This is a genomic window from Acidobacteriota bacterium (assembly GCA_003225175.1).
Classification (GTDB): Bacteria; Acidobacteriota; Terriglobia; order Terriglobales; family Acidobacteriaceae; genus Gp1-AA112.
In genome coordinates this window covers 70,391-92,804 of record QIBA01000037.1, presented here as the reverse complement: position 1 = coordinate 92,804, position 22,414 = coordinate 70,391, and the positions used below count along the sequence as shown (strand labels likewise).

At 55.4% G+C, this 22,414-nt stretch carries 20 protein-coding genes; 11 read left to right on the top strand and 9 right to left on the bottom strand.

Annotated elements, in window-relative coordinates; translation table 11 throughout:
- Positions 1-15 precede the first annotated feature (15 nt).
- The 4 genes from DMG62_07645 (at position 16) to DMG62_07630 (ending at position 7,504) form a co-directional block, all read left to right on the top strand.
- A complete protein-coding gene (locus DMG62_07645) occupies positions 16-1,008 on the top strand; it encodes a peptide ABC transporter permease (GenBank protein ID PYY23530.1) in 993 nt (330 codons plus the stop codon).
- A 40-nt stretch (positions 1,009-1,048) separates the two neighbouring features.
- Positions 1,049-2,266, top strand: a complete 1,218-nt coding sequence (gene ftsA / locus DMG62_07640; GenBank protein ID PYY23529.1) for a cell division protein FtsA — start codon at positions 1,049-1,051, stop codon at positions 2,264-2,266.
- 117 nt (positions 2,267-2,383) lie between these two features.
- Entirely contained in the window at positions 2,384-3,730 is a 1,347-nt protein-coding gene (locus tag DMG62_07635) for a cell division protein FtsZ (GenBank protein ID PYY23528.1), read from the top strand.
- Positions 3,731-4,171: 441 nt separating this feature from the next.
- Complete coding sequence (locus DMG62_07630; protein ID PYY23527.1) at positions 4,172-7,504, top strand: TonB-dependent receptor; 3,333 nt, start codon at positions 4,172-4,174, stop codon at positions 7,502-7,504.
- A gap of 58 nt (positions 7,505-7,562) precedes the next feature.
- Here DMG62_07630 and DMG62_07625 read toward each other — a convergent pair whose 3' ends face one another.
- On the bottom strand, positions 7,563-7,871 hold the full coding sequence (locus DMG62_07625; protein ID PYY23526.1) for a hypothetical protein: 309 nt from the start codon (positions 7,869-7,871) through the stop codon (positions 7,563-7,565).
- On the opposite strand from DMG62_07625, the gene DMG62_07620 reads away from it, so the two are divergent.
- A complete protein-coding gene (locus DMG62_07620; GenBank protein PYY23525.1) occupies positions 7,850-8,128 on the top strand; it encodes a hypothetical protein in 279 nt (92 codons plus the stop codon). The genes DMG62_07625 and DMG62_07620 overlap by 22 nt on opposite strands.
- Positions 8,129-8,600: 472 nt before the next feature.
- On the opposite strand, the gene DMG62_07615 is transcribed toward DMG62_07620, so the two are convergent.
- The 3 genes from DMG62_07615 to DMG62_07605 form a co-directional block, all read right to left on the bottom strand.
- Entirely contained in the window at positions 8,601-9,461 is an 861-nt protein-coding gene (locus DMG62_07615; protein PYY23524.1) for a hypothetical protein, read from the bottom strand.
- A 245-nt stretch (positions 9,462-9,706) separates the two neighbouring features.
- Positions 9,707-10,846, bottom strand: coding sequence for a thiol-disulfide isomerase (locus tag DMG62_07610; GenBank protein ID PYY23637.1), 1,140 nt, complete (start codon positions 10,844-10,846; stop codon positions 9,707-9,709).
- A 272-nt stretch (positions 10,847-11,118) separates the two neighbouring features.
- Positions 11,119-12,294 (bottom strand): hypothetical protein, encoded by a 1,176-nt coding sequence (locus DMG62_07605; protein ID PYY23523.1) that lies wholly within the window; start codon positions 12,292-12,294, stop codon positions 11,119-11,121.
- A gap of 301 nt (positions 12,295-12,595) precedes the next feature.
- Between DMG62_07605 and DMG62_07600 the strand changes: the two genes are divergently transcribed.
- Entirely contained in the window at positions 12,596-13,930 is a 1,335-nt protein-coding gene (locus tag DMG62_07600; protein ID PYY23522.1) for a hypothetical protein, read from the top strand.
- A gap of 154 nt (positions 13,931-14,084) precedes the next feature.
- On the opposite strand, the gene DMG62_07595 is transcribed toward DMG62_07600, so the two are convergent.
- Positions 14,085-14,237 (bottom strand): hypothetical protein, encoded by a 153-nt coding sequence (locus tag DMG62_07595; protein ID PYY23521.1) that lies wholly within the window; start codon positions 14,235-14,237, stop codon positions 14,085-14,087.
- Between the two features lie 197 nt (positions 14,238-14,434).
- Here DMG62_07595 and DMG62_07590 point away from each other — a divergent pair, with 197 nt between their 5' ends.
- Entirely contained in the window at positions 14,435-15,163 is a 729-nt protein-coding gene (locus DMG62_07590) for a hypothetical protein (GenBank protein PYY23520.1), read from the top strand.
- Between the two features lie 49 nt (positions 15,164-15,212).
- On the opposite strand, the gene DMG62_07585 is transcribed toward DMG62_07590, so the two are convergent.
- The 4 genes from DMG62_07585 to DMG62_07570 all read right to left on the bottom strand — a co-directional run bounded on the left by DMG62_07585 (position 15,213) and on the right by DMG62_07570 (position 17,599).
- Positions 15,213-15,593, bottom strand: coding sequence for a hypothetical protein (locus DMG62_07585; GenBank protein ID PYY23519.1), 381 nt, complete (start codon positions 15,591-15,593; stop codon positions 15,213-15,215).
- A 63-nt stretch (positions 15,594-15,656) separates the two neighbouring features.
- On the bottom strand, positions 15,657-16,442 hold the full coding sequence (locus DMG62_07580; protein PYY23518.1) for a cyclase: 786 nt from the start codon (positions 16,440-16,442) through the stop codon (positions 15,657-15,659).
- A 65-nt stretch (positions 16,443-16,507) separates the two neighbouring features.
- Positions 16,508-17,086 (bottom strand): thiamine pyrophosphate-binding protein, encoded by a 579-nt coding sequence (locus DMG62_07575; protein ID PYY23517.1) that lies wholly within the window; start codon positions 17,084-17,086, stop codon positions 16,508-16,510.
- Positions 17,087-17,599, bottom strand: a complete 513-nt coding sequence (locus DMG62_07570) for a sulfopyruvate decarboxylase (protein ID PYY23516.1) — start codon at positions 17,597-17,599, stop codon at positions 17,087-17,089.
- Between the two features lie 267 nt (positions 17,600-17,866).
- Here DMG62_07570 and DMG62_07565 point away from each other — a divergent pair, with 267 nt between their 5' ends.
- The 4 genes from DMG62_07565 to DMG62_07550 all read left to right on the top strand — a co-directional run bounded on the left by DMG62_07565 (position 17,867) and on the right by DMG62_07550 (position 22,075).
- The gene (locus DMG62_07565; GenBank protein PYY23515.1) at positions 17,867-18,748 is read left to right on the top strand and encodes a hypothetical protein; all 882 of its coding nucleotides are present in this window, start codon (positions 17,867-17,869) and stop codon (positions 18,746-18,748) included.
- 76 nt (positions 18,749-18,824) lie between these two features.
- Entirely contained in the window at positions 18,825-19,226 is a 402-nt protein-coding gene (locus DMG62_07560; protein PYY23514.1) for a hypothetical protein, read from the top strand.
- 598 nt (positions 19,227-19,824) lie between these two features.
- Positions 19,825-20,034 carry a hypothetical protein gene (locus DMG62_07555; protein PYY23513.1) on the top strand — a complete coding sequence of 70 codons (210 nt, stop codon included), beginning with the start codon at positions 19,825-19,827 and terminating at the stop codon, positions 20,032-20,034.
- 826 nt (positions 20,035-20,860) lie between these two features.
- Positions 20,861-22,075, top strand: a complete 1,215-nt coding sequence (locus tag DMG62_07550; protein ID PYY23636.1) for a penicillin-binding protein — start codon at positions 20,861-20,863, stop codon at positions 22,073-22,075.
- Positions 22,076-22,414: the final 339 nt, after the last annotated feature.

Here is a 22,414-nt window from a genome sequence, read left to right as displayed (position 1 = left end):
TCTGAAATTCGATTAATGCCGCGAAACGACGTTCAGTATAAAGAGTTGGATCTTTCCACTCGCGTCGATGTCGCTCCCGTTGGCGACGACGAACTCAGTTCGGAGTTCGATGCGAAGTCGTCTCTTGCCGAAACCAATCCTGCACCACAATTTCGCCGCGCAGTTCGCCGGGTTGTGGTGCGCAAGGGCGCGCTCCCGAAGAAGACTGCAGGCCGAATACGAATTGCGCTCGGCATGCTCGCCATATTCTCGGTTGCGGCTCTCGCGTATGGTGCCGTCTATCGCTACGGAACGCGAAGCTGGCGCTTTCGTGTGCTTTCGAGCGACAACATAACTATCAGCGGGCTGGAGAAGGTGCCGCGCTCGCAGGTTATGGAAGTGCTCGGAGGTGATATGGGGCGCAACGTTTTCTTCATTCCACTGGAGCAGCGCAAAAAACAGCTCGAAGAGATTCCCTGGATTGAATCAGCGAGTGTGATGCGTCTGCTGCCGAACCGTATCTCTGTCGAAGTTCAGGAGCGCACTCCAGTAGCGTTTGCTCGTATCAACGGCCGAATTCATCTCGTGGACGCTCACGGCGTGATCATGGAGCCTACACGGAAGTCGCACTATTCATTTCCGGTTGTGTTCGGGTTGAACGACTCCGATCCGCTCTCGGCTCGGGGCGCGCAGATGAAGATGTGTTCGCAGCTGATGAATGATCTGGACGCGGGAGGGAACCATTATTCCAACGATGTAAGCGAAGTTGATGTGAGCGATCCCGAGGATATGAAAGTGACGGTAGCCGATCCTGCAGGAGCCGTCCTCGTCCATCTAGGGAGCGACCAATTTCTGTCGCGGTTCAAGATTTATCTTTCACATGCAGCGGGATGGCGGCAGCAATTCCAAAAGCTCGATTCAGTCGATCTGCGCTACGAGGGACAGATCATCGTGAACCCAGACGGCGGTCAACAGGCGGCGACCAGAAATTTCAGCACGGAGATACGGAGACGCGGAGCAAGGCGGTGATGGTGGTCAATCGAAATCGTCATGAAATCGGGTTCTTAGCATGGCAAAGGTAAGCAACAACACGATCTGCATTCTTGACGTAGGCACTCTGAAGACCTGCGTCCTGGTTGGGGAAGTGACTGACGCTGGTTTGCGTTATCGCGGGCACGGCATCGCCGACTCCAGGGGCTCGCGCAAAGGAGTCATTGTCGAGCTCGACAAAGCAACAGCATCAATCCAGCGCGCTGTGGAACAGGCTGAGGCTGCTGCTCAGATGCCGATCGAGCGCGCGACGATTGGTATTGGCGGTCCTCATATCCGTGGATTCAACAGCCGGGGAGGGATCAATCTCGGCTCACGACCGCGAGAGATTAATCGCGACGATGTTCGCCAGGCAGTGGAGCGGGCACGATCGGTTTCCCTTCCTCCAGATAGACAGACGATTCATCTCTTGCCGCAGGAGTTCATTGTCGATGAGCAAGGCAGCATTCAGGATCCCATCGGAATGATCGGCATGCGGCTCGAGGTAAACGCGCACGTCGTGACCGGTGCTACGGGAGCTGCGCAAAATCTAGTGACTGCCGCCAATAAGGCGGGCATTCACGTTGACGATATCGTCTTCGAGCCGCTGGCCTGCGCCGACGCTACGCTCGATGCCGATGAGCGCGAACTCGGCGTCTGTCTTATCGACATTGGCGCTGGGTCGACTGAAGTTGTCGTCTTCTATGAGGGAGCCATTGCCCATACCGGCGTGGTCCCAATTGGCGGCGATCACTTCACGAATGACGTCGCAGTTGGCATGCGAACACCGCTCGCTGAGGCTGACAAAATCAAGCGAATGTTCGGCTCCGCCGTAGTGACCAGTATCCCTGAGGGGCACGAAATCGAGGTGCCATCTGTAGGCGAGCGCCCAGCGCGCCTGATGTCGCAACGGACTTTGGCAGAGATTTTGGAGCCTCGCGGGCGCGAATTGTTTGAAATGCTGCGCGATCAACTTCGCCAAGCCAGAGTGTTTGAAGGACTGGGCGCAGGTTGCGTCCTGATCGGCGGCGCTTCGCGCCTCCCTGCCATCTGTGAGATCGCGGAACAGGTCTTGCGTTGTCCAGCTCGCCTTGGACACGTGAACGGCATTCCGCGAATGCCGACGAGCCTGGCGCTAACCGACTTCGCCAGTAGTGTTGGCTTGCTGATGTACACACATCGCGCCCGCGTAGGCCGAGTTAAGGAGGAGCAACAGACTCTCAAGGCAAGGCTCAGGACGTTATTTGTCGGAGCATGAGAGCAATGAGGTCAGTCAGTACCGCCCGCGGTAGCAGGTGGATGCAGCCGACTTCGCCGATCCGCTACTGCGGACGGCACTGTCGGAAACAACCTAGGTCTGAAGGGAGAAGACGTAATGGCAAAAGGCAAACCCGAAGGCAGTTCCGAAGACATCCGCATTAGCTTCAATGAGGATCCACGCAACAACGCGAAGATCAAGGTGATCGGCGTGGGCGGCGGCGGCGGTAATGCCGTGAACCGCATGATCAACGCCAAAGTGGAAGGCGTTGAATTCCTGGTGGCGAATACTGATCTTCAGGCGCTGCAGATGTCGCAGGCGTCAGTCAAGATTCAGCTCGGCATAAAGCTGACCAGCGGACTAGGCGCGGGAGCGAATCCCGAAGTGGGGAGGAAGGCAGCGCTCGAGGACGCCCATCAAATCATCGAGGCGCTCGAAGGTGCGGACATGGTGTTCGTCACTGCCGGGCTCGGCGGCGGCACGGGCACGGGCGCGGCTCCGATTATCGCCTCCTTGGCCAGTGAAATGGGTGCCCTCACTGTCGCTGTGGTGACCAAGCCATTTGCATTCGAAGGCAAACGACGGAAGTCGCAAGCCGATCGCGGTTTGGATGAACTCATCGAATCGGTGGACACGACCATCGTGATTCCGAACGAGAAGCTGCTCGCGGTAGCGCAGAATGCAGGTTTCTTCGAGTCTTTTCGAGTTGCCGATGACATTCTTCGCCAGGCGGTGCAGGGCATCTCTGACATCATTACCATTCCAGGCATCATCAACCGCGACTTTGCCGACGTGAAGACGATTATGCAAGGTATGGGTTATGCCGTCATGGGCACTGCCACGGGACGTGGCGAGCGCCGGGCCGTCGAAGCGGCGCAAGCGGCCATTGCCTCTCCGTTGCTGGAAGCTGGAGCGATCGACGGCGCGCGCGGCATCCTCATCAACATCACGGGCTCAAGCTCGCTGAAGCTGGCAGAAGTGAACGAGGCCTCGACCATCATCCAGAACGCCGCCCATGAAGATGCCAACATCATCTTCGGTGCCGTGCTCGACGAGAAGATGAAGGACGACGTAAAGATCACTGTCATTGCCACCGGTTTCAAAGACGAACAGCTGGGGCGGCGCGAGCACTCCATGGGAGCCGCCGCCGCGGCGGTTTCCAGCGCTCGTGCCATTTCGAGCTACGTGCCAGCGCCAGAAAGCACGACACGTGAGCGATCCGCTCCGGTTGCCGTGGTCGACTCTCGCCTGCAGAACGACCACGCATTTGCAGGTGAAGTGCCGGAGCCGGTGGGTGTCGGTGTCGGGGCTTCACCGGCAGGTTCAACCATGTCGGCGGCATCGCGAACGTCAGTGCCGGTAAGAGATTCGATCTCCTTGGAGGCGGTACGCAATAGCGTAAACGGCATTGACGGCGATGATCTCGACGTGCCCGCATTCATCCGCAAGCGCGCCGAAAACTGAGCGCTGCGTTAGGCTACTGCCCGCTTCTAAGACTGCGGCAGCTTGGTTTGTTCGAAGTGCAGCACGCGCGCTCGACCATCACTTACGAACTGCCGAATTGCCACAATATTCGAAGTCGCCTCGATTTCGAGTGGCAAACCATAATAGGAGCTTCACGACATAATTATCTCCACGACCGAATTAGACCCACAATTGTGACTGAGTTGGTTCTCTAGAGTTTATTCTTCCCTCGGTCGTATACAGTCGCATTGGCTTTACGCAAGAACTGTCCACTGACAAGGTAGATGTCACCTTTGCTTATGCCACTTATCCAACTTATTGTCTTGACTTGAAAAGTGGCTAGAGAGTAAAAGTTTCAGTCATCGAAACGAGCCTAGTTTCTGCGCCAAGGGATTTTGGCTATGAACTCAGTTTGATTCCGAACTGAGGCTGGGACTCTGAATGCGGTACACAGCTTATTTTCCGAGTCGCCGTACTTGTCTCCGCGCATTCGCGCGATTTTGTTTCCAATTCCAACCTAGGGAGTGCGTTATGCGACGTTTTATCTTGGCCACGGTGATTGTGCTCTTTGTTGCGATGTCGGCAGATTCACAGACTTTTCGTGGGGCAATTAACGGCACCGTCACTGACCCGAGCGGAGCCGTAGTCCCGAGAGCCCAGGTGAAGGCAACGGAGGTTGCAACTGGCGTGGAACACAGCACGGTGACGACGGCTGAGGGTCAGTTTGCCTTCCAGGATATTCCGCTCGGCTTCTACAAGGTGAGCGTTATCGCTCCAGGTTTCGCCGGACGCACCGTAGATAAAGTGGAGGTAACCGCTGGCAATATCTATACGTTGCCAATCAAGCTTGCCCTCGGACAGGAAACACAAATTGTCGAGGTTTCCGCTGCGGCGCTCGCTCTTGACACAACGACCCCGACGCAAAACATGACGATCTCCTCCGATGTCGTACAAGATACTCCGCTGAATGGACGGGACTTCACGCAGTTGATTGCGGTAGCTCCAGGCTATGGAGGCTACGCTGTGGGCGGCTTTGGTTCGCTTAACGGGACTCGTCCTAACCAGATGAACTGGCAGATAGATGGTGTCGACAACAATGATTTCTGGCACAACATTCCTGCCGTCAACCAGGGTGGCGTCTCTGGCATCGCTGGCGTCGTACTTCCTATTGATTCGATCGACGAATTTTCGTCACAAACGCAATCGGGCGCTGAAGCCGGACGCAATGCCGGGGGGACGGTTAACCTCGTTCTCAAATCGGGAACAAACAGCCTGCATGGTTCGGCTTATTACTACAATAGGAATGAGTTCTATGGAGCTCATTCACCATTCTTCATTCCCACTGCGAGTAATCCCAGAGCTCCGAAGCTTCGCAACCAAAACTACGGACTTTCTGTCGGCGGCCCAGTCATCAAGAACAAGACGTTCTTTTTTGTGGCCTACGAGAAACAGCAGTACATCATTGGGTTGTCAGGTTTGGCCACCGAACCTTCAGATGCCTATGTGAATAATGCCTTGGCTGTTCTGAAGAAATACAATGTGACGGCCAGCCCGCTCTCCACAAAGCTGATTGGTCCAGGTGGCTTCTGGCCCCGGAATCTGATCGGCGGCTTGCCGGCGACGCCTAATAACTTTTTCAGCCCGATTGCTTCCACCGGTTACAGCTATAACGGGGTGATAAAGCTGGACCATAACTTTAACGAGAAGCACCGCCTCTCGGCCCGTTGGTTCGGCGGACAGGGCAGCCAGACCGCACCTCTCGGCAGTAGTACAGCTTTGGGAACGGCGAGCTCAAACCTGAAAGATTATTTCGAAGTTGCGCCCCTCCATGTTCACAATTACTCACTGGTTTTAAATTCAGTCTTGACGACGCATCTCACGAATCAGGTGCTGTTCGGTGTTAACTACTTCAACCAACTTTTCCACGACTTCAACAACAGCTTTAATACCAAGGCCCTCGGTCTATTCCTCAGTCCCGATGCCACCGATCACGGGCAGCCCATTCTGGGAGCTCCGAACGTTGTCATCTCTGGATTTGAGCAGATCGGGCTTACTCCTCCGGAAGGCCGTAGCGATCAGACGGGACACTTAACGGACATTGTTTCCTATGTCGCTGGCCGGCACCAATTCCGATTCGGGGGAGAAGTCCGTCAGGCGCACGTGAATGAGTTCTATCACCGGCGTGGTACTGGACAATTTAAGTTCGATGGAACTCAGGGGCCATGGAGTGCAGACGCGGCGTTCGATTCCGCTACCAAGGCATTGGCCGACTATATGGCCGGCGATGTTGTGAAGTCGACCATAGCGGTGGGTAATCCAGAGCGATTCGTTGTTGTGAACGCCTTCAATTTCTTCGGGCAGGATGCCTGGCAGCTGACCCCCAATCTCAACGTGAATCTTGGCCTTCGCTACGAATACTTTGGCCCGCTGCATAGTGACAAAAAGGACCTCGCTGTATTCGTTCCAGGGAAAGGGTTACTCATCCAGGGAGCTGGGATCGATTCCATTTTTCCGCCGAGCCACAACGACTTTGCGCCGAGGCTGGGCTTTGCGTATCAGCCCACGGGTACGAGCGACTTCGTCGTGCGTGGCGGAGTTGGCATCTTCTTCGATCAGATCAACATGAATCCATTCCTGGATTTCCGTCCACCGATCACTGCCGCGCAGGGTTTGCAAGGAAATCCTATCGGACCGTCCGCTGTTTCGACGTACGCCAGAAATGCCTACAACTGGGATGCTGCGTTGGCCGGTGGGGCCTCCATCTTTCCCGGAGTAAAGGTGTGTGGCGATCCTTTGTGCACGAACGCTCCAGGACAGAATGTCTTTTCGGTAAACCAGAACTTCCGTGTGCCCCACTTCGCTAATTACAATCTGCAACTCGAGAAAGGACTTGGGCAGACAGCAGTTGTGCAGGTTGGGTATGTTGGCAGTCAGTCACGAAAGCTGAATATTGTCTCCAACATCAACCAATACAATGCGTTCCCGAATTTCGGCTCCATTATTCAGCTCAACAGCGTCGGCACATCCAACTATAATGCACTTCAGACCACAGTCAGACTTCGCAACTTTCACGGCCTAAGCTCTCAAGCGAGCTACACCTGGGCACACGCACTCGACGAGATCAGCGAATATCGCGCAACGATTGCGGATGATTTGCGCAGTATCAAAGTCGATTACGGCAACGGTGATTTTGATACGCGGCATCTTTTTTCGTTGAATTTCGACTATCAGATTCCTGGCTCTTCACACGGCCCAAGGATTCTGACGCACGGCTGGGAGGTGAGCAGCTTGACCAACTTCCACACTGGGCAGCCCTTCGACCAAACATTGCCACTCGGAGATTCCTCATCCCCGTTTGATCCGACTACGCAGTTCTTTTACCTGCTGAAGGATCCATTTGCTGGACTTGATCACAAGTTCTCGGCGGCAAACGGAGGAACTGTGTGGATTAATCCCGCGGCGTTCTGTGTTCGTAGCGCTACGAATTCCTGCGCTGGAGGCAAACCCGTTGGCCGCAATAAATTCCACGGCCCGGGCTATGGAAGCGTCGATCTTTCTGTACTCAAGACGATTCCGGTTCGGGAACGGGTGAAAGTACAGCTCCGAGCGGAGATGTTTAATCTCTTTAATCGGATCAATCTTGCCTCTGGCCCCGGGTCGGTGGATTACTCGTCAGGTTTGGTGAACGACACGATCGGTGACTTCAACGGCGCGCCGGGAATCGGACCGGGTGAAGCCTTCAATATGCAACTGGCGGCAAAAATCATTTTCTGAGTTGCAAAATGGGAAACCGAGTAGAGATGTTGCACAAATCATCTTTACTCGGTCTTTCTCACCTGCTCAGTGACCACTTTGAATCTGCGTGCGAGCGCATCATCGACCTTTTCTCAGCCTGCGCACCAGATATCCAAGAATTGAGCGCCAGTATCGCTAGTTTCGCCCATGAGGGGGGACGGCAAAGCTGGTGAATCTCAAACGGCAGCAGCGAGCCGGTGATGATTACGGTGAGCCACTCTCCCCAGCGTCTTAGCGTCCACAAACCTATCCCTTCCAAGAGAAACAGCGCCGCGTAGATGAAGGCCACGACCCCCAACTCGTGGAGCTGGCGCGGAGTGACGTTTGCGGTGGGCTCGAGCGCCAGCGCGACATGGTGATTTCCAGGATCAAGGTGATACTTGCGACCATATTCTCCGCCGACTGCATCAGGTTTATGTCAATGAAGTGGATGAGTTGTCGGTAGAGCAACGGATGCAGCTTGAACCTGGCGTAATTCACTGGTGCGCGCGGAACAGCGAATTTATCAGCGAATTTAACAGCGAATTTTTTCACAAGAGGGCGGCGAGCAACGGACGATTCCGTGCAACCCTCTGCTGCGTCGGGCATTATCGAAATTCCTAATTTTTCCCCGCCACCAAGAACAGTGAATAACAGTGAATAAGCAGTGAATTGTGAAATTCGCATCCGTTGCTCGCGCCAGCGTCGGGTGCTTGCGACGAGCACTCTCCCGCAGCCGCCTGAGTTCCAAAATGACATTTCTCGTTGACTCATAATCTTGACTCGTGGTAGCACCGAACTATGTTCGGTGTTGAGGCAGGTTCGGTGCTGAGGCAGGGTCGGTGCTGAGCGATGGCTGCTCCGGACAGAACGAAGCCGAGCGGACTCCATAGACGGGGATAAATCCGTGCCCTTCCCTGAACCGCAGAGCGCGTCAATGCCGGTAGCGATCAGCAGGATTGTTTTAATTTGAACAGTGCGATGAAGCGAAGAAGTCGCCGCGACCCTGAAGTTCTATCATCCGAGGATGATTCTATCCGGGCGCAAACATTTGCGAAGATTTTGATTTGGGGAATCTCTCCGGATTCTTGCCGCGTCACTTGGGTTGAGGCGTTGAATCCGGAATCTGCTTCCCGTCGTAGAGGATCTTCGTTTCCGAGCCGAAACGTTTGTAATCCGTGTACTTAATGATTATCCGAATATCGACATCGCCTCCCTTGAAGTGCAGCGTGTCTCTCGCCGTCGTGTAAGTGGGGAACCAGTACACGTTGTCGATTTGCTCGCGGTAGGTAGTGAAACGAGGAAAGAGGTTTTCGTCTTTGCCGCTGTGCAGATCGGGGACAGATTTGCCGTACGTCTTCACGATCTGGAAATCGTGGTTGTCGACCCAAATGCGGCCTTCAAAGCGTCGATGATTCTTGTCGATCTGCTTCGGAGAAATGTCGAAGACGTATGTTTGCAGCTCGTCCTCGCGCTGCTGTCCGACGTAGAGAATGTTGTAGTCGGGAATCTCATCGGTCGTGAGCACGAAGGGCATGACGTTCTGCAGGTCATTGGTATCTTCGTTAGTCATCGAGATGCGCGTCAGCGTCGGGGCTGGTGCGTAAGTCACTGCAATCGACCTCTTCCCATGACTGTCGAAATTTACGTCCCAGTCCTGCCGGTACTCACCATCGACACCGGCGCCATCCAGAGTCTGAATAATGTTCGATTGGCGATAGGTGTAGTGAGCCCGCGCGGCCTGAAATTCCTTCTCCTTGGCCGCGAACCGGCGAATGATCTCGTCCACTGAGATCCCAGAGGGAGCGTCCTTGACCAAATTGCTTTCGCCACGCTGAGCATGCGCGGGGGGCGTGCAAAAGGAGGTCAACAAAGCCAAGCAGCTGAAGAGAATGGCAGAGCGGAGCTGTGGAGCAGCTCGGGACAAAAGTGGGTTGTAAGTATTACGCAGGAGCATCTGTCAGTTTAGACGTGCGACCTCGCCGTTGCGACGCACAAATGGGTCCCCCTCGAACACGTCAATCGAGAGTTGCTGGTCTTGTTCCTTTTCTTAATCGTATAGACGCGAATTTAAGGCTGAAGTTGCGGAGAATTATGTGCTGGGGAGTTTTGTCCCGCCTCGACAGGTTAGTCCACGCGTATCGCTTAGAGCCTGTCATTGTGACAGCTTTAAGGGCGGGGCCTATTGACTGAAATGCGGAATCAGCGGGTTGGCTCGCTGCGCACAAAGTATTGCCACTTGTCGAGGTTCGCTGGCACTGCAAGATCGAAGAAGCCGACCATCATCTCTTCGTAGGTCTGCCCACCCCAGCGCACGGTCTGCTCCGGATCGGGATTGTGAGGATTGTTACGGGAGTTGTCGAACCACGCGATTGCCTGCAGCTTCGTGCCTGCTTTCAGGAACCTTGGTTGCGCGAGTTTGTAGCTCATCTGCCAATGGAAGTGGTAGTTCACGCGAAGCAGCGTCTCAATCGTGTCAGGGTTCACGATGTCGTACTCAAAGCGCTTGCCACGAAGATGCATGTGAGGGAAGAAGCTCAGCAGGATGGCATCATTCGGCAGCGTGCCAAAAACCTCCACGCGAAAGTTGTCGGCTTCAGGAGGAATCACAAAACTGTGGTTAGCCAGCTGCAGAGTCAGCACGCGCTGCTTCGGCGGCTGCTTCGCAAAGACCAATCCGATACTTGTTTGATCAGTCACGGCGTTGCCGTTTGTCGTGTAGTGCATCTGGAAGACGAGGTCTGATCCGGCAGGAATACACTTCGCCATCCCATCCGGCCAGTGGTCAGGTGAACTGCCAGGAGCATAGACAAGCAACATGTCGCTATCGGTGAACAGCGCCTGCCGAACATCCTCGCCGGTCGTCATGTCCGATGCCGAGAATGGATGTCCGATCGGCGCCTTCCGGAGCCATTTCGAGTTTGGCGGGCGAATGTACACAACCGCATGATGCACATGCTCCCGGCTCATGGGACGAATCTCCGAAGCTTGCACCCATTTATCCTCGGTGAATCTGGTAGGCACGATCTCATACGTATACTCGACATCGCCATGCGCCGGAATCGTCACCGGTTTCGGCATTCCGATCACCAGGTCCGGTTTGGGAATGTTCCAGCCGTGAGTCCAATGCGGAGCCGGCGGAGCATCGTTGGGATTGCCGGCAGGCGCGCCCGAATCGGCCCAGGACGCAATCGAGGCGATCTGCTCCGATGTGAGCGAATTGTCGTTGGAAAAATCCCCAAAGCGCGGATCAGCGAACCAGGGAGGCATCATCTTCATGCCTGTCATGTGCTTCATCTTTTGCGCGTATTCATGGGCCTGCGTAAAGGTGACGAGTGGCATCGGCCCAATCTGGCCCGCGCGATGGCACACCTGGCAATGCTGCTGCAGTATCGGAAGAACATCTCTGTAGAACGTGGGAGGCCCTGAAGCCGCGAACACTGAGCCATGAAAGCGAAACAAGCTGACGATGAGAAAAAGCGCAGTTGCACCCCTAACTGCTTCTCTTCGGAATCTCAGCTCAGCCATGAAAGCCGATTCTAAAGAACGCGAGCGCAAACCGGCACGGGTATTCCTGGGTTGCCCTTGCCTATCGCGTATTGCCTATTGCCTGCTTACCGCATTAATTCCTCGAGGTATTGTTTCCACAACGACGGATCTCCACCGCTGCTGTGGCCATGCGTACCGGCGCTTTCCGGCAACAGGACAAAGCGTCCACGCCTCACGCGCTTCATCAGCGTCGCCATCAATTTCGCATCGCTGTTGTTGATGAAATCGTCCTCCGTGTTTACTGCGATTACGCGTGCCCGTATTCTCTCCAGGTTCGGCTCCGGATTGTAATTTCGCGAGGCGTCCAGTGCATACACCAGATCATTGGCATCACGCTTCTTGCCCGAATCCCCCATCCATATCTTGTACAAGGTGTCCGCCACGTCGCGGTCGGCTGCGTTCTTCTGCACCAGTGAGGACGCATCCATCAATAACTCGAACATGGCAATCGCCTGGTTGATCCCATGCTCCGACTGGTAATTCCCACTTTGATAATCAGGATCGCTGGTAATCAAATAAATAGCTAAATCGCGCCACAGGCGATTCATGCCGCTAATCGCCACGGGCATGCACACCAGCGGGAAAAAGTTATCCACCATCTCCGGATGTTGCTCGGCCCACATCCAGGCGTGCATGCCGCCCATGGAGATGCCGCTTACCAGCTTCAGACGATCGACGTGCAATCCCAAAGTCACCAGCCGATACTGCGCCTCAACCATGTCGGCGTAGTCATACTGCGGAAAGCGCGTGCGCAGCCCATCGCTCGGTTTTGACGATCGCCCATGACCAATGCCATCGGGAATGATGATGAAGTATCGTGACGAATCCAGCGCCTGACCGCGCTGAAAGAGCACCGAATAATTTTCCGAGAAAAACCCATTCAACGATCCGCCGGTACCATGCAGCAGGAGCACCGCATTCGAGACATGCCCAGCGGCATCCCGTTGTGGAACTCCCAAAATCACGTAATGGATTTTCAGCTCAGGTAGTACTTCTCCACTGCGAAAAAAGAAGTCGCGGATCACAAAGTCCGCTTCCGTCCTCTGCTGCGCGCCCAAAGAGGGTACAAGCAGAAACGCCAACAGCAACGGGAGCCAGACTACCCGCAGGTCGCAACGTTTCATACTCAGGTATGGATGCAAGCAGTGCTGCTTGTGGTAGCGCGGCGTAATCGGATGAATGGGTAACGGCAGCCAGGAACAAATCAACCGCTCACCCAAATGCACGCAGATTTCTGGCATCAGCGCAGATCCTGGTTTCGCTGTGCGCCTCCCAAAGATTTGCGTGAACGCCTAACATTCGCGTTCATCTGTGTGAGTTGTTGGTCTTTTCGCCCTTTCGCTTGCTCTTGGCCGATAGCTAAAGCCGAAATGCCAAACGCTTGTCTTTCTGCGATGGCCGCATTACGCTGTCTCTCAGCGCGAGGGGCGCATCCAGTCCGCGGAAAGGGCAGTGCCCACCCATTGAAACTCAACTGAAGGTACGAACCTTCTTTCAGCCTGACTCGTGCGGACTCCAGGCATGCGATGAGAGGAGATTCGTATGTTTCCCAACCCTCAGGACTCTCTTCCGCTCCCCTCACGGCCCAATCTCGAACAGTACAAAAAACTCGCGAAAGAGTTGGTGAGGGTCTGCAAAGCCGGCAACCGCGCAGCATTGCGCGAGTTCGTTTCGGGATGGATCGGCCATCTTGTCCGTCTCAGCCAGATCGAAGTTGCTCCGAACCTGCCGGCGCAAAGCCGAAGCTGGAGTGACGGAGTCACAGAATTCGCCACTCTCAAACTGCTTTCTGAGAAAAGACGTTGCAGCTTAACCAGCGCGCAACTCGTGATTGCCCGTTCGCATGGCTTCAGAAGCTGGCCCAGGCTCGCCGAGCACATTGAGCAACTCTCGCGAAGGAGCACGCCGGTAGCGCAATTCGAAGAGGCAGCCGACGCCATCGTCGCGGGCGATGTGCCGACACTCAAGCGGCTTCTGCGGGAAAATCCCAAGTTGGTACTGCAGCGCTCCACGCGCGAGCATCACGCCACGCTTCTCCATTACACCTCAGCAAATGGCGTTGAAGGATACCGGCAGAAGACACCGAAGAACATCGTAGAGATTGCCGAACATCTGCTCAAATCCGGCGCCGAAGTGGACGCCGAAGCCGATGTTTACCGCGGCGGATGCACGACCCTCGGGCTGGCAGCCACAAGCGTTCATCCCGAAGTTGCCGGGGTGCAGGACGCGCTGCTGCAGCTTTTACTCGACCACGGCGCCGCGATCGAAAAGCCAAATCTCGCAGGCAATCAGCACACAGCATTGACCGCTTGTCTAGCAAACGGACGCCCACGTGCGGCAGAATTTCTCGCTGCCCAAGGCGCACAACTCGATCTTGAGAGCGCCGCCGGACTCGGCCGAATCGACGTGGTGAAGTCCTATTTCGATTGCGACGACAAACTCGACGCGCGCGCAACGAAACAACAGTTGCAGAAAGCATTTCTCTGGGCCTGCATGTACGGCCGCGAAGACACAGTCCTATATCTCCTGAATCACGGCGCCGACCTGCTTGATCGCGCTGACAGCGGCGCAACCGCGCTGCACTGGGCCGCGGGAGGTGGACACCTGAGCATCGTCAAATTGTTACTCGATCGCGGCGCTCCTCTGGAAGAGATCAATCAATGGGGTGGGACCGTTCTGGAACACGCCGCGTGGGGCTTCGAGCACGGTGCCCCCGACACCGACTTCGCTGCGGTGTTCGAGACGCTACTTGCCGCAGGAGCAAAAATCCGAGGCCGCTGGCTCCCATTGCTCCAGAGACTGAAGAGCCGTTCGCAGGCAGAAAAGAAGCAGTTGGCAGAGCTGCTACGCCGATATGAGCGGAACCGCCTGCGGTAGCAGGTAGGTGAAGTTGCTGCTGCTGCATGCAGACAACTCGCGGCAGGCGCACTTAATGCCTGGAATGCTCTAGAAGCAAAAATTCAGCCCACGCAATCGGTGGGCTGGAGTAGAGGACGTGCTGACAGCTTCGCTTGACTTCAGGGAGTTCCGGCTATGCTGTTTTCCTGGCGAACTGCTGCGGATTTGCGTCGAACTTCTGTTTACAGCCGTCTGAACAGAAGTAATAAGTCTGGCCGTTGTACTGCGACTTAGCTTTCGCCTGGCTCTCGTTGACATCCATTCCACATACGGGATCTTTGGCCATAGTATGTTCCTCCATATCTGCGGTGTTGGATGCCAGGGACAGCCCAAGGGTTAGTGGGACAGTCTCAACGTCGACGCAGTCAGCGAGCGATGGTCCTCTTAACACATCCTTACGTCAAATTTACACAAAAGAGGCTTCGCTCCTCGTCTACTTATTTAGAACTTCGCAACACAGATGGAAGAAAAGAAAGCGAGTAAATGAAAGTCAGGTTGATCCTCATCGTGTTCTCATTAATCTCTATCTCTGCACTCACATTATCCGCGCGGACCACCTCCGGCGATGACAATCTTGAGACCGCTGCCATCGCCGCACCGGCTTCTGGAATGGAGAGTAGGGAAGTCAGCAATGTTCTCGGCGTCCCAAGCGGTGTACCTCGGGGGCCGAGCGAGTTGTTGCATGATTATGAAGCAGAAATGTCTGCCATTACCCAGAGGTTTGGTGACGAGGTGGCCGCGATTGCCAACGCAGTACATAGCGGGCAGCTCACGAGTGATCAAGGACAGCAGATAACTGCGGAGCAATATCAATTGGCGCAAATGCAATTCGAAGTGCTGAGCGCCTGGCATGACATGCTGGCGCAGGATCTGTCCCGGACGAATCAGGGAACGGAGGACAGGGAAGAGGGCACAGAGCGGAAGCGGAGTCCGCGAACGGTGCAACAGGAACTCGACCATCTAACGAAAGATCTCGAACTCACTCCGACACAGCAAAAAAACATCAAACCGCTGCTGGAGGAGCACCACGAGAAGATTCAAGCGCTGCTCGATAAGAATCCGACACTCTCATGGCAGGACCTGGCGCCACAAATCCACGCAATCAGCGCACAAACTCATCACGAAATTGAAGCGCTGCTCACCAAACGCCAGAAGCAGTTAGCAAACGCGATGCAGAAGCGCATGCCTGGAGACTACGCGAGAGGGAACTAGCCATTCTCGTCCCTCTTTGAGCTGATTCCGTTTTGGGGGGAAACGAGAATTACTTGCGATTGGGAGCTGCCTGAAGCTCGATCTTCTCGATGGCGATCGCCTTGGATCCGCCGCGTTGATAGATCTTCCCTGTGGCCGTGACAAAATCTCCGGCGAACGGCAGAAGTTTCGCGTTTTGTCCGATTGCCGGCATGCTGTCGGCGATCGGCCAGTAAATATCGCCGTTGTCCGCGAGAATGACGAGCGGCGAGCCTCCCTTGGCGCAGTCGATCGCACATTGTTTGCTCGCGGGCTTGGTAAGACCTTTGGTGAAGGCGCATGCGGAATCCAGAACAAAGCCCTTCACCGTCACCGTCGAACTATCAGCGGCAGTCAGGTACATTGCTGTGGCGAGACCAAGGATAGTCAATGTTGCCGTTGCGCTTTTCATGGGCTTCGCTCCTTCGGAACATTCAACGATACGCCGTACGCTGGGAAAATGGGAACCCAGCAGCTACCGCCCTGGGCTTGGCACGATGGCGATCACTCGCACGGGACTTCCTGAGCCGTTCACGATTTTTAGTGGGGCTGCGATCACAATAGCACCAGTGACTGGCAGCTGATCCAGATTAGTTAGACCTGCCAGGCCAAACTTGCCGCTGCCGTGCATGATGTAGTGATTGGGGAATGGCGGGTCGAACTTGGCTGCCTGGCCGGCATCGGTACCAACGGTTTCGACTCCTACTCCCAGCACCTCGCGCTCCCTGGCCAGCAGCTGGGAGCTTTCCTTGGTGAATCCTGGTGTATGGGGTCCGTCGTCCTTCAGGTTAATGTAATAGGGCTCCTTTTTCCGCGACCAACCAGTGCGTAGTAATACCCAGGATCCGGCGGGAATGCGGCCGTGTTGCAATTCCCATTTCAGGATATCTTCCGGAAGCACGAGATGATCGGGATTGCGCGACGCCAGCTCCGTGATGTCAAACACGCAAGCTGGACCGATGAATTGTCGAGGCGGGATGCGGTCGACGCTGTTGTTGGGCAGGTCTTTTCCGCTGATCCAGTGGACCGGCGCGTCGAAGTGCGTGCCGGTATGCTCACCGGTCTCAAATGCGTTCCAGTACCATGCCGGCCCGCGGTCGTCGTAGTGCGATAATTCCCATATCCGGAATCGGGGCGTATTCTGAAACTGCGGAGGCAGTGGGAGGATAGGAGTGTCGGGGGAGAGGGGTTGCGTCAGATCAATGACCTGAAGTAAGCCACGGTTGAGCTGTTCGATGACTTGTATCAGGAGGTTTGACATGGAACCGGCTCCGTCTCTCGCGAAATCAAGGCCCGCTGCGGGGCCTGGTGTGCACCAGTACTGCGCTACGGTTGTGGCCTCTTTAACGAACGCAAATAGCGGCTGAACTCGAAGCGATTTTCGAGCAAGTTCAAATCTGTAACGTATTTTGTCGGACCGCTTGCTTCTACTTTGGCCACGATCGTGGTTAGATCCCTGGCCGCAAGGCCCTTATTGACTGCTTCCACGAAGCTGGTGCAATCATTGACAATCTCCGTCCGGGGAACGCCGGCTGCTTTGGCGATTTGAGCCAAATCCGTTCCGGTCGACGTCGCGGTCGGAAAACCGCCGACGGAGAGCAGGCTCTCATTGTCAAACACAATGTGGAGAAGATTGCGTGGACGATATCGCGCCATGGTGCTGAATGTGCCGAGGTTCATCAGGACAGATCCGTCGCCATCGAGCACCATTACGGTTTGTTCCGGTAAAGAGAGCGCGATGCCGAGGCCTGTGGAAGAAGCGAGTCCCATAGCGTGCTGCAGATAGAAGAAATTCGGACGATGTCCGATGGACTGGAGCTCTGCCGAGACTGCGCCCATAATGGTGACGACTACACACTTTTCCAACTGCGAGTAAATCGACCGCAGACAGTCGAGCCGTAGCAATCATTCCTCCCACATAAGGTCGCGAGTGAGCAGTAGCGCGGCTGGTTGCAGGCTGCTGGCGCAAAGCGTCTGCGCGTGGGCGATCCGTTGCTGAACCGATTCGGCAGTTTGCAGACAAAAATAGGGGATGCCAAGAGTGCGCAGCAGAGGCTCGGTCACGCTGCCTCCCTGGGTCTGCCATGGATCCCTCTCACCGAAGCTGCCGCGGTAGCTGATCAGCATCAGCAGCGGAATTCGATACAAGAGCGCAAATGAGACGATGCCGTTAATGCTGGCGAGAAATCCGTGGTTCTGCATCAACATGGCGGAGCTGACGCCGGCAAAGTGCGCGCCGGCCGAAATTCCCACGCCTTCTTCTTCCTTCGCGAGACGAACGAGAGTCATCTCTGGATCGTCTTCGGCCATCCGAATCAGGTGAAGCAGCCATGTCTCGGGCAACGCCGAAAGCAGACGAATTCCTGAGGCCTTTAGCGCCGCGTAAATGGCTTTCGAACTATTCACCGAGACGGGCATGGTCTAGAAAGTGGCCTGAATTACGTCCGACATAAGATACAGGAGAAGACTACGAATAGGGGACAGGTTACCGGGGACAGGAACAGCCACTCCAAGAACGAGGCAGAACCGAGAGGGAAACCGCTCACAGGGCATTCTGCTGGCCAACTTCAGGGAAAAACCTGTGTTTGCAGGGGCTGAATAGCAGTACGCTTAAGATAAGCCCCGGAGAGTCTCTTCTCCGCCGGCCCGTTTGACTGCAGTAATTTCAGATGTGGGGCCTCAGTTATGAGCTTTATCAGCGAAAATCGGATCGGGTCAGTTGTTCTGGTGTTCGTTTTCGGTTTCCTTCTTCTCTCGTCCGCGTTCTGCGAAGACGGTTCGGGTGTCAAGCGAAGGCTCACAAACCAGGACGTGATCGCCATGGTGGGTTCGGGCATTTCTGAAGATGTGATCCTTGCCAAGATCAGGACTACTAGCGCGGCTGGAACGGGCGCTATCAGCTTCGACACCAGCGTTGAGGGCCTAAGGGCGTTGAAGACGGCCAATGTTCCCGATTCGATCGTGAAGGCGATGATTGATCCTATGCCTCCTGCGCCGACTGTCGTAACCCTGGCTGGTCCGGCGACGGTAGGTCCGAATCTTCCACCTCCCGAAGTGGGAGTGTACTGGAAGGATGCCGGCAATTTCGTTCTCCTTCAGGGACAGGCGATCAGCCAGTCGAAAGTCGGAGGAAAAGCCGCAAACGTTTTTACTTACGGAATTAAGAACGTGCACTGGGACGCATTCCTGAATGGGAATACGTCGATCAACCGTGTGCGCGAGCTTCGGCCTACTTTTTACTTTTACGTGCCCGATGGAGCCAGCGCCTCCGATTATGTGCTGCTGAAGCTGAACAAGAAAGGCGACCGCAGAGAGTTCCAAATCGGTACATTTGGCGGCTGGCTGGGAGGGACGTCTGGAGTCGTGCGCGAGAAAGAAATTGCCTTCAAGGCCGACCACATCGGCATCCGCATCTACAGAGTTTTCCTCAGTTCCGAATTGAAGCCCGGAGAGTATGCGTTCTTTATGGGCACCGGCCAACAGTCCGCGACCGCGGGACAGATGGCAGGCAAAGGTGCAGGAGGCGCAACCACAGGCCGGGTTTATGACTTCACGATTCCAGAGTAAGAGCTAGGGACAGTTCGGCGCCGGCGCCGGTAGCCAACTGGCTGAACATGTCTGCATCTGAACATTTGGCATCGGGATGCAATCGAATAATGGACTTGGCAGCGCAGTCGTTCTCCCAGGGGGCTCGACCTTCGCCAATTTCACGGTGCACTTCCAAGGCACGACCTTTAACGATGTTAATTTCATCGACAGTGGTTCAAACGGATACTTCTTGTTTCTTCCCTATCTCTTACCAGGACAGACTGACGTTATCGAGCCACACGGACTGATTACTGCCGGAGGCTGTGAGGTCGGCCTGGAAGGCTATGTCCAGACCGCTTCCACTCTGGCCGATGGCGCCAAAATTGATTCCGACATCGTGGCGATTGCCGTCAAGTGTCACAGCAATGAAGTGGGTTTGCCCTCCGCCGCGCTGGAATTCCCAGGTGAGATGGTGCCAAGTGCCGGCACTCGGCGCCGCACAGCCAATGCCGGTTGAAGCCCAGGTGGCGGCGGGAGCGTTCCAGACGCGCCATGTTCCTGATCCCCGGAAGTCACATTCCGTTCCAAAGATATATTTGCTGCCGCCAGTGGTCTGATTCACGTCGAACTCGAGAGCCTGGCCGCTGGAGATAGAGTCAACGTAGAAGTCCAGATCGTATCTGAGGTTCTGTGCTTCGTCGTGTGAGCCAAGCTCGCGCCAAAACAGGGCAGCTCCCCAGGGGGTACCCCCGATGTCGAAGCGAGCGGAAGATCCACTGAGTGAAGGGGAGCTCACGCCTTCGACCATCGCGTGTGCGGTACTCGGGCCATTACCGGCATCTCCGGCGCAGACGTCGCAATTGTCCCAGCCGCCTTGGGTCTGAATTTGAGAGGCATTCGCCGCTGAAGTGGGCGGCGCTGGAGTCGGAGCTGGCGGCGCGGCCGGAACTGCGCTTGCCTGGACCAGAACATGCACAGGAACCGATTTGTAGGCATTCCCGTTTTGGTCCCAAGCCTGAGCAACCATCGTATGGGTACCCGTCGGAAGCTGCACTGCGGCGTTGATCTGCGAGGAGGCGGACTGGAAGGTCACCGCGTCGTCTACATACAATTGCATGGATGCGATTGCCGTAGGTCCAACTACGCTGGCAGCGACCTGGGCTGGTGAGCCGACAGTCGCCCCTTCAACCGGCGAGCTGATTACGACCTCCGTTGCCGAGGTGGAGGAGGAAGGCGTCGCCGGGTTGGTTGGCGTCGTGTTCGAAGCGGAGCCGGTCGAGCTCGGAGGCGTTGTCGCCCCGGCCGTGGTCGTGCCAGGCAGCTGAGTGTTGCCGGCCGCGAGATTTGTGCTGCTCAAGGTTCCTGCGGAATTCTTATATCCGCCGGAGCCACCGCATCCAACGATCACCCCAATAAAAAATAAAAAAAGTACAAAAACGCTCTGTCGCATTCAGCCTCCGCTAACATTGGCTGGCCGCTGCCGCGACCAGTCCCATTAGGGGAAGCTACGGACGCATCTACTCTGCTCACATTAGGGGAACTTCCTAAGCTTTCTAAGTATCCAGCCTGAGTGGTACTAAGCGGGCGAATGAGGACCTTAATCCGTTGAAGAAAGGACATTTTTAAGCAAGATTGATGGCGTTCTTTTTCGGCACGAGTTCCAATTCAAGAATTGTGCGCTGTGAATGGGCTCATGGAATTTGAGGACGTAGCCAAGTTTTTCAAAGCAGCACCCGAGATCCGCCCAAGTGCACGCAATTGGAACAGGTTGGTCAAAATATGCGACACAGCTCCAGAAACCGTTTTAGATTTTTGTCCCACGATGCGCAAAAGATTGCACAGAGGCACGCAGCCCTAAAAGTGGGCACTCCCCTTTTTTAAATTCTCTGATGACAGTGACTTAAGTCTGGCAATTCTTGCAGTTGAACCTGCTCAGCCCGAGCACAAAAGTAGGGAACCGCAACTTGGGACAGCAGCATCTCACCTGTTGTCGGGTTTGCAGGAGTAGCTCTTTTTGTCAGCTGGAATCAGCTTGCAATCGAGCAGGAGCTCACTTAACATCGGCAAAGCCAATAGAACCAAGCACTAACGCCGTGGAAACACACAGCAGAGTTGCTGGTTCCGGAGCAAACCATCTCCGACAGGGATCGAATGAAGAAGAGTCAGGCCTACCGGTATCTTGCAGTAGTCATAGTCCTTCTCGTGGGCGCCGGAACGGCGCTTGCCGCCAAAATCTCCACTTCTGGAAGCAGTACCACCAAGCGCACAGCGCGCAAAGTAAATGAATCGAACCGGACCCAAGCGAGGATAAGTCGCCTGCGCCACAGCCGCCGTTTGGGTTATACGCGGAGGAGCAGGCGTCGTCATCGTTATTACGAGCGCTTCACCGCGAACTCTTTCGCGACGAGCGATTTGACGAGCGGTGATTTTAACGCAGGTGAGGACCCGGTGGTGCGCCAAGCGGCGATCGATGCTCTGGGCAACATGAACGGAACAGTGGTGGCGATTGATCCGACTAACGGACGCATTCTGGCAATGGTCAACCAGAAGCTGGCTCTTTCCGAAGGCGGGACTCCTTGTTCGACGATCAAGTTATCTGTGGGACTCGCGGCATTGAGCGAAGGCATCATCACACGCAACACGCCTGTGAAGATCGGTCCACGTGCGTACATGACGCTTACCGAGGCGCTCGCGAAGTCGAACAATCTGTATTTCGAGGCACTGGGACGCAAGCTGGGATTCGAGCGCGTTCACCGCTACGCGACTCAGTTCGGATTGGGCGAGCTGGCTGGTTACAACATTGAAGGCGAACATCTGGGCGTCTATCCAGACGAAGAGCTCGACGCGAAGCTCGGCGGTGTTGGCCGCATGTGCTCCTTTGGCGATGGAATCTCGATGACTCCGCTGCAGCTGGGAGCTATGGTCGCGGCAATGGCCAACGGTGGCACTCTTTACTATCTGCAGCACCCCACTTCTCCGGAAGAGATCTTGAACTTCCAGCCTAAAGTAAAGCGCACGCTCGAAATCGCCAATTACCTGCCTGAGATGAGCGATGGCATGGCAGCGGCAGTTCAATACGGGACGGCACGTCCGCTGCGCGTCAACTTCTCAGAGGAGCAGATTCTGGGGAAGACTGGAACGTGCTCCAATTCGGGAACTCGCTACGGATGGTTTGCCTCTTACGCCAACACGAGCTATGGCCGCATCGTGACGGTCGTTTTCCTGGAGGGCGGACGTCCGACGTACGGTCCTAAGGCTGCCGAAATCGCTGGACGCATGTATCGCGGCTTGTACGATCATAGCTTCTTCGCCGCTAAAAACCCTGTTGAGAAAGCGGGAGAGACTGCCGTTGGCGTCTCTCAATAAGCTCTACTAAGTATTCGAATGGCCTCCCTCAACGGGAGGCCATTTCTGTTTTGTCAGCAGCTCCCCGTATTTGTCGAGAGACTTCTCAGACTATTTCACCTCTCGTAACGTCAGGCCATGAAAGTCGTCTTCGTCATCGTGCGATGCGTGCTTTTCGTGATGGGGGCATCGGAACCTTGATCATCGTAGACGTATTCCGGCACCCTAGAGTCGGCGCGGAATGAATCGTCGGACCGCTACTCGGCACCGTAGTACGGCTTTCCTCTGCGTCGGCTTCGGCTGCTTCGCTGGGTCAAAATAAGCGAGCTGACAAAAGACGGGGTTCCTCCAGCAAAGATT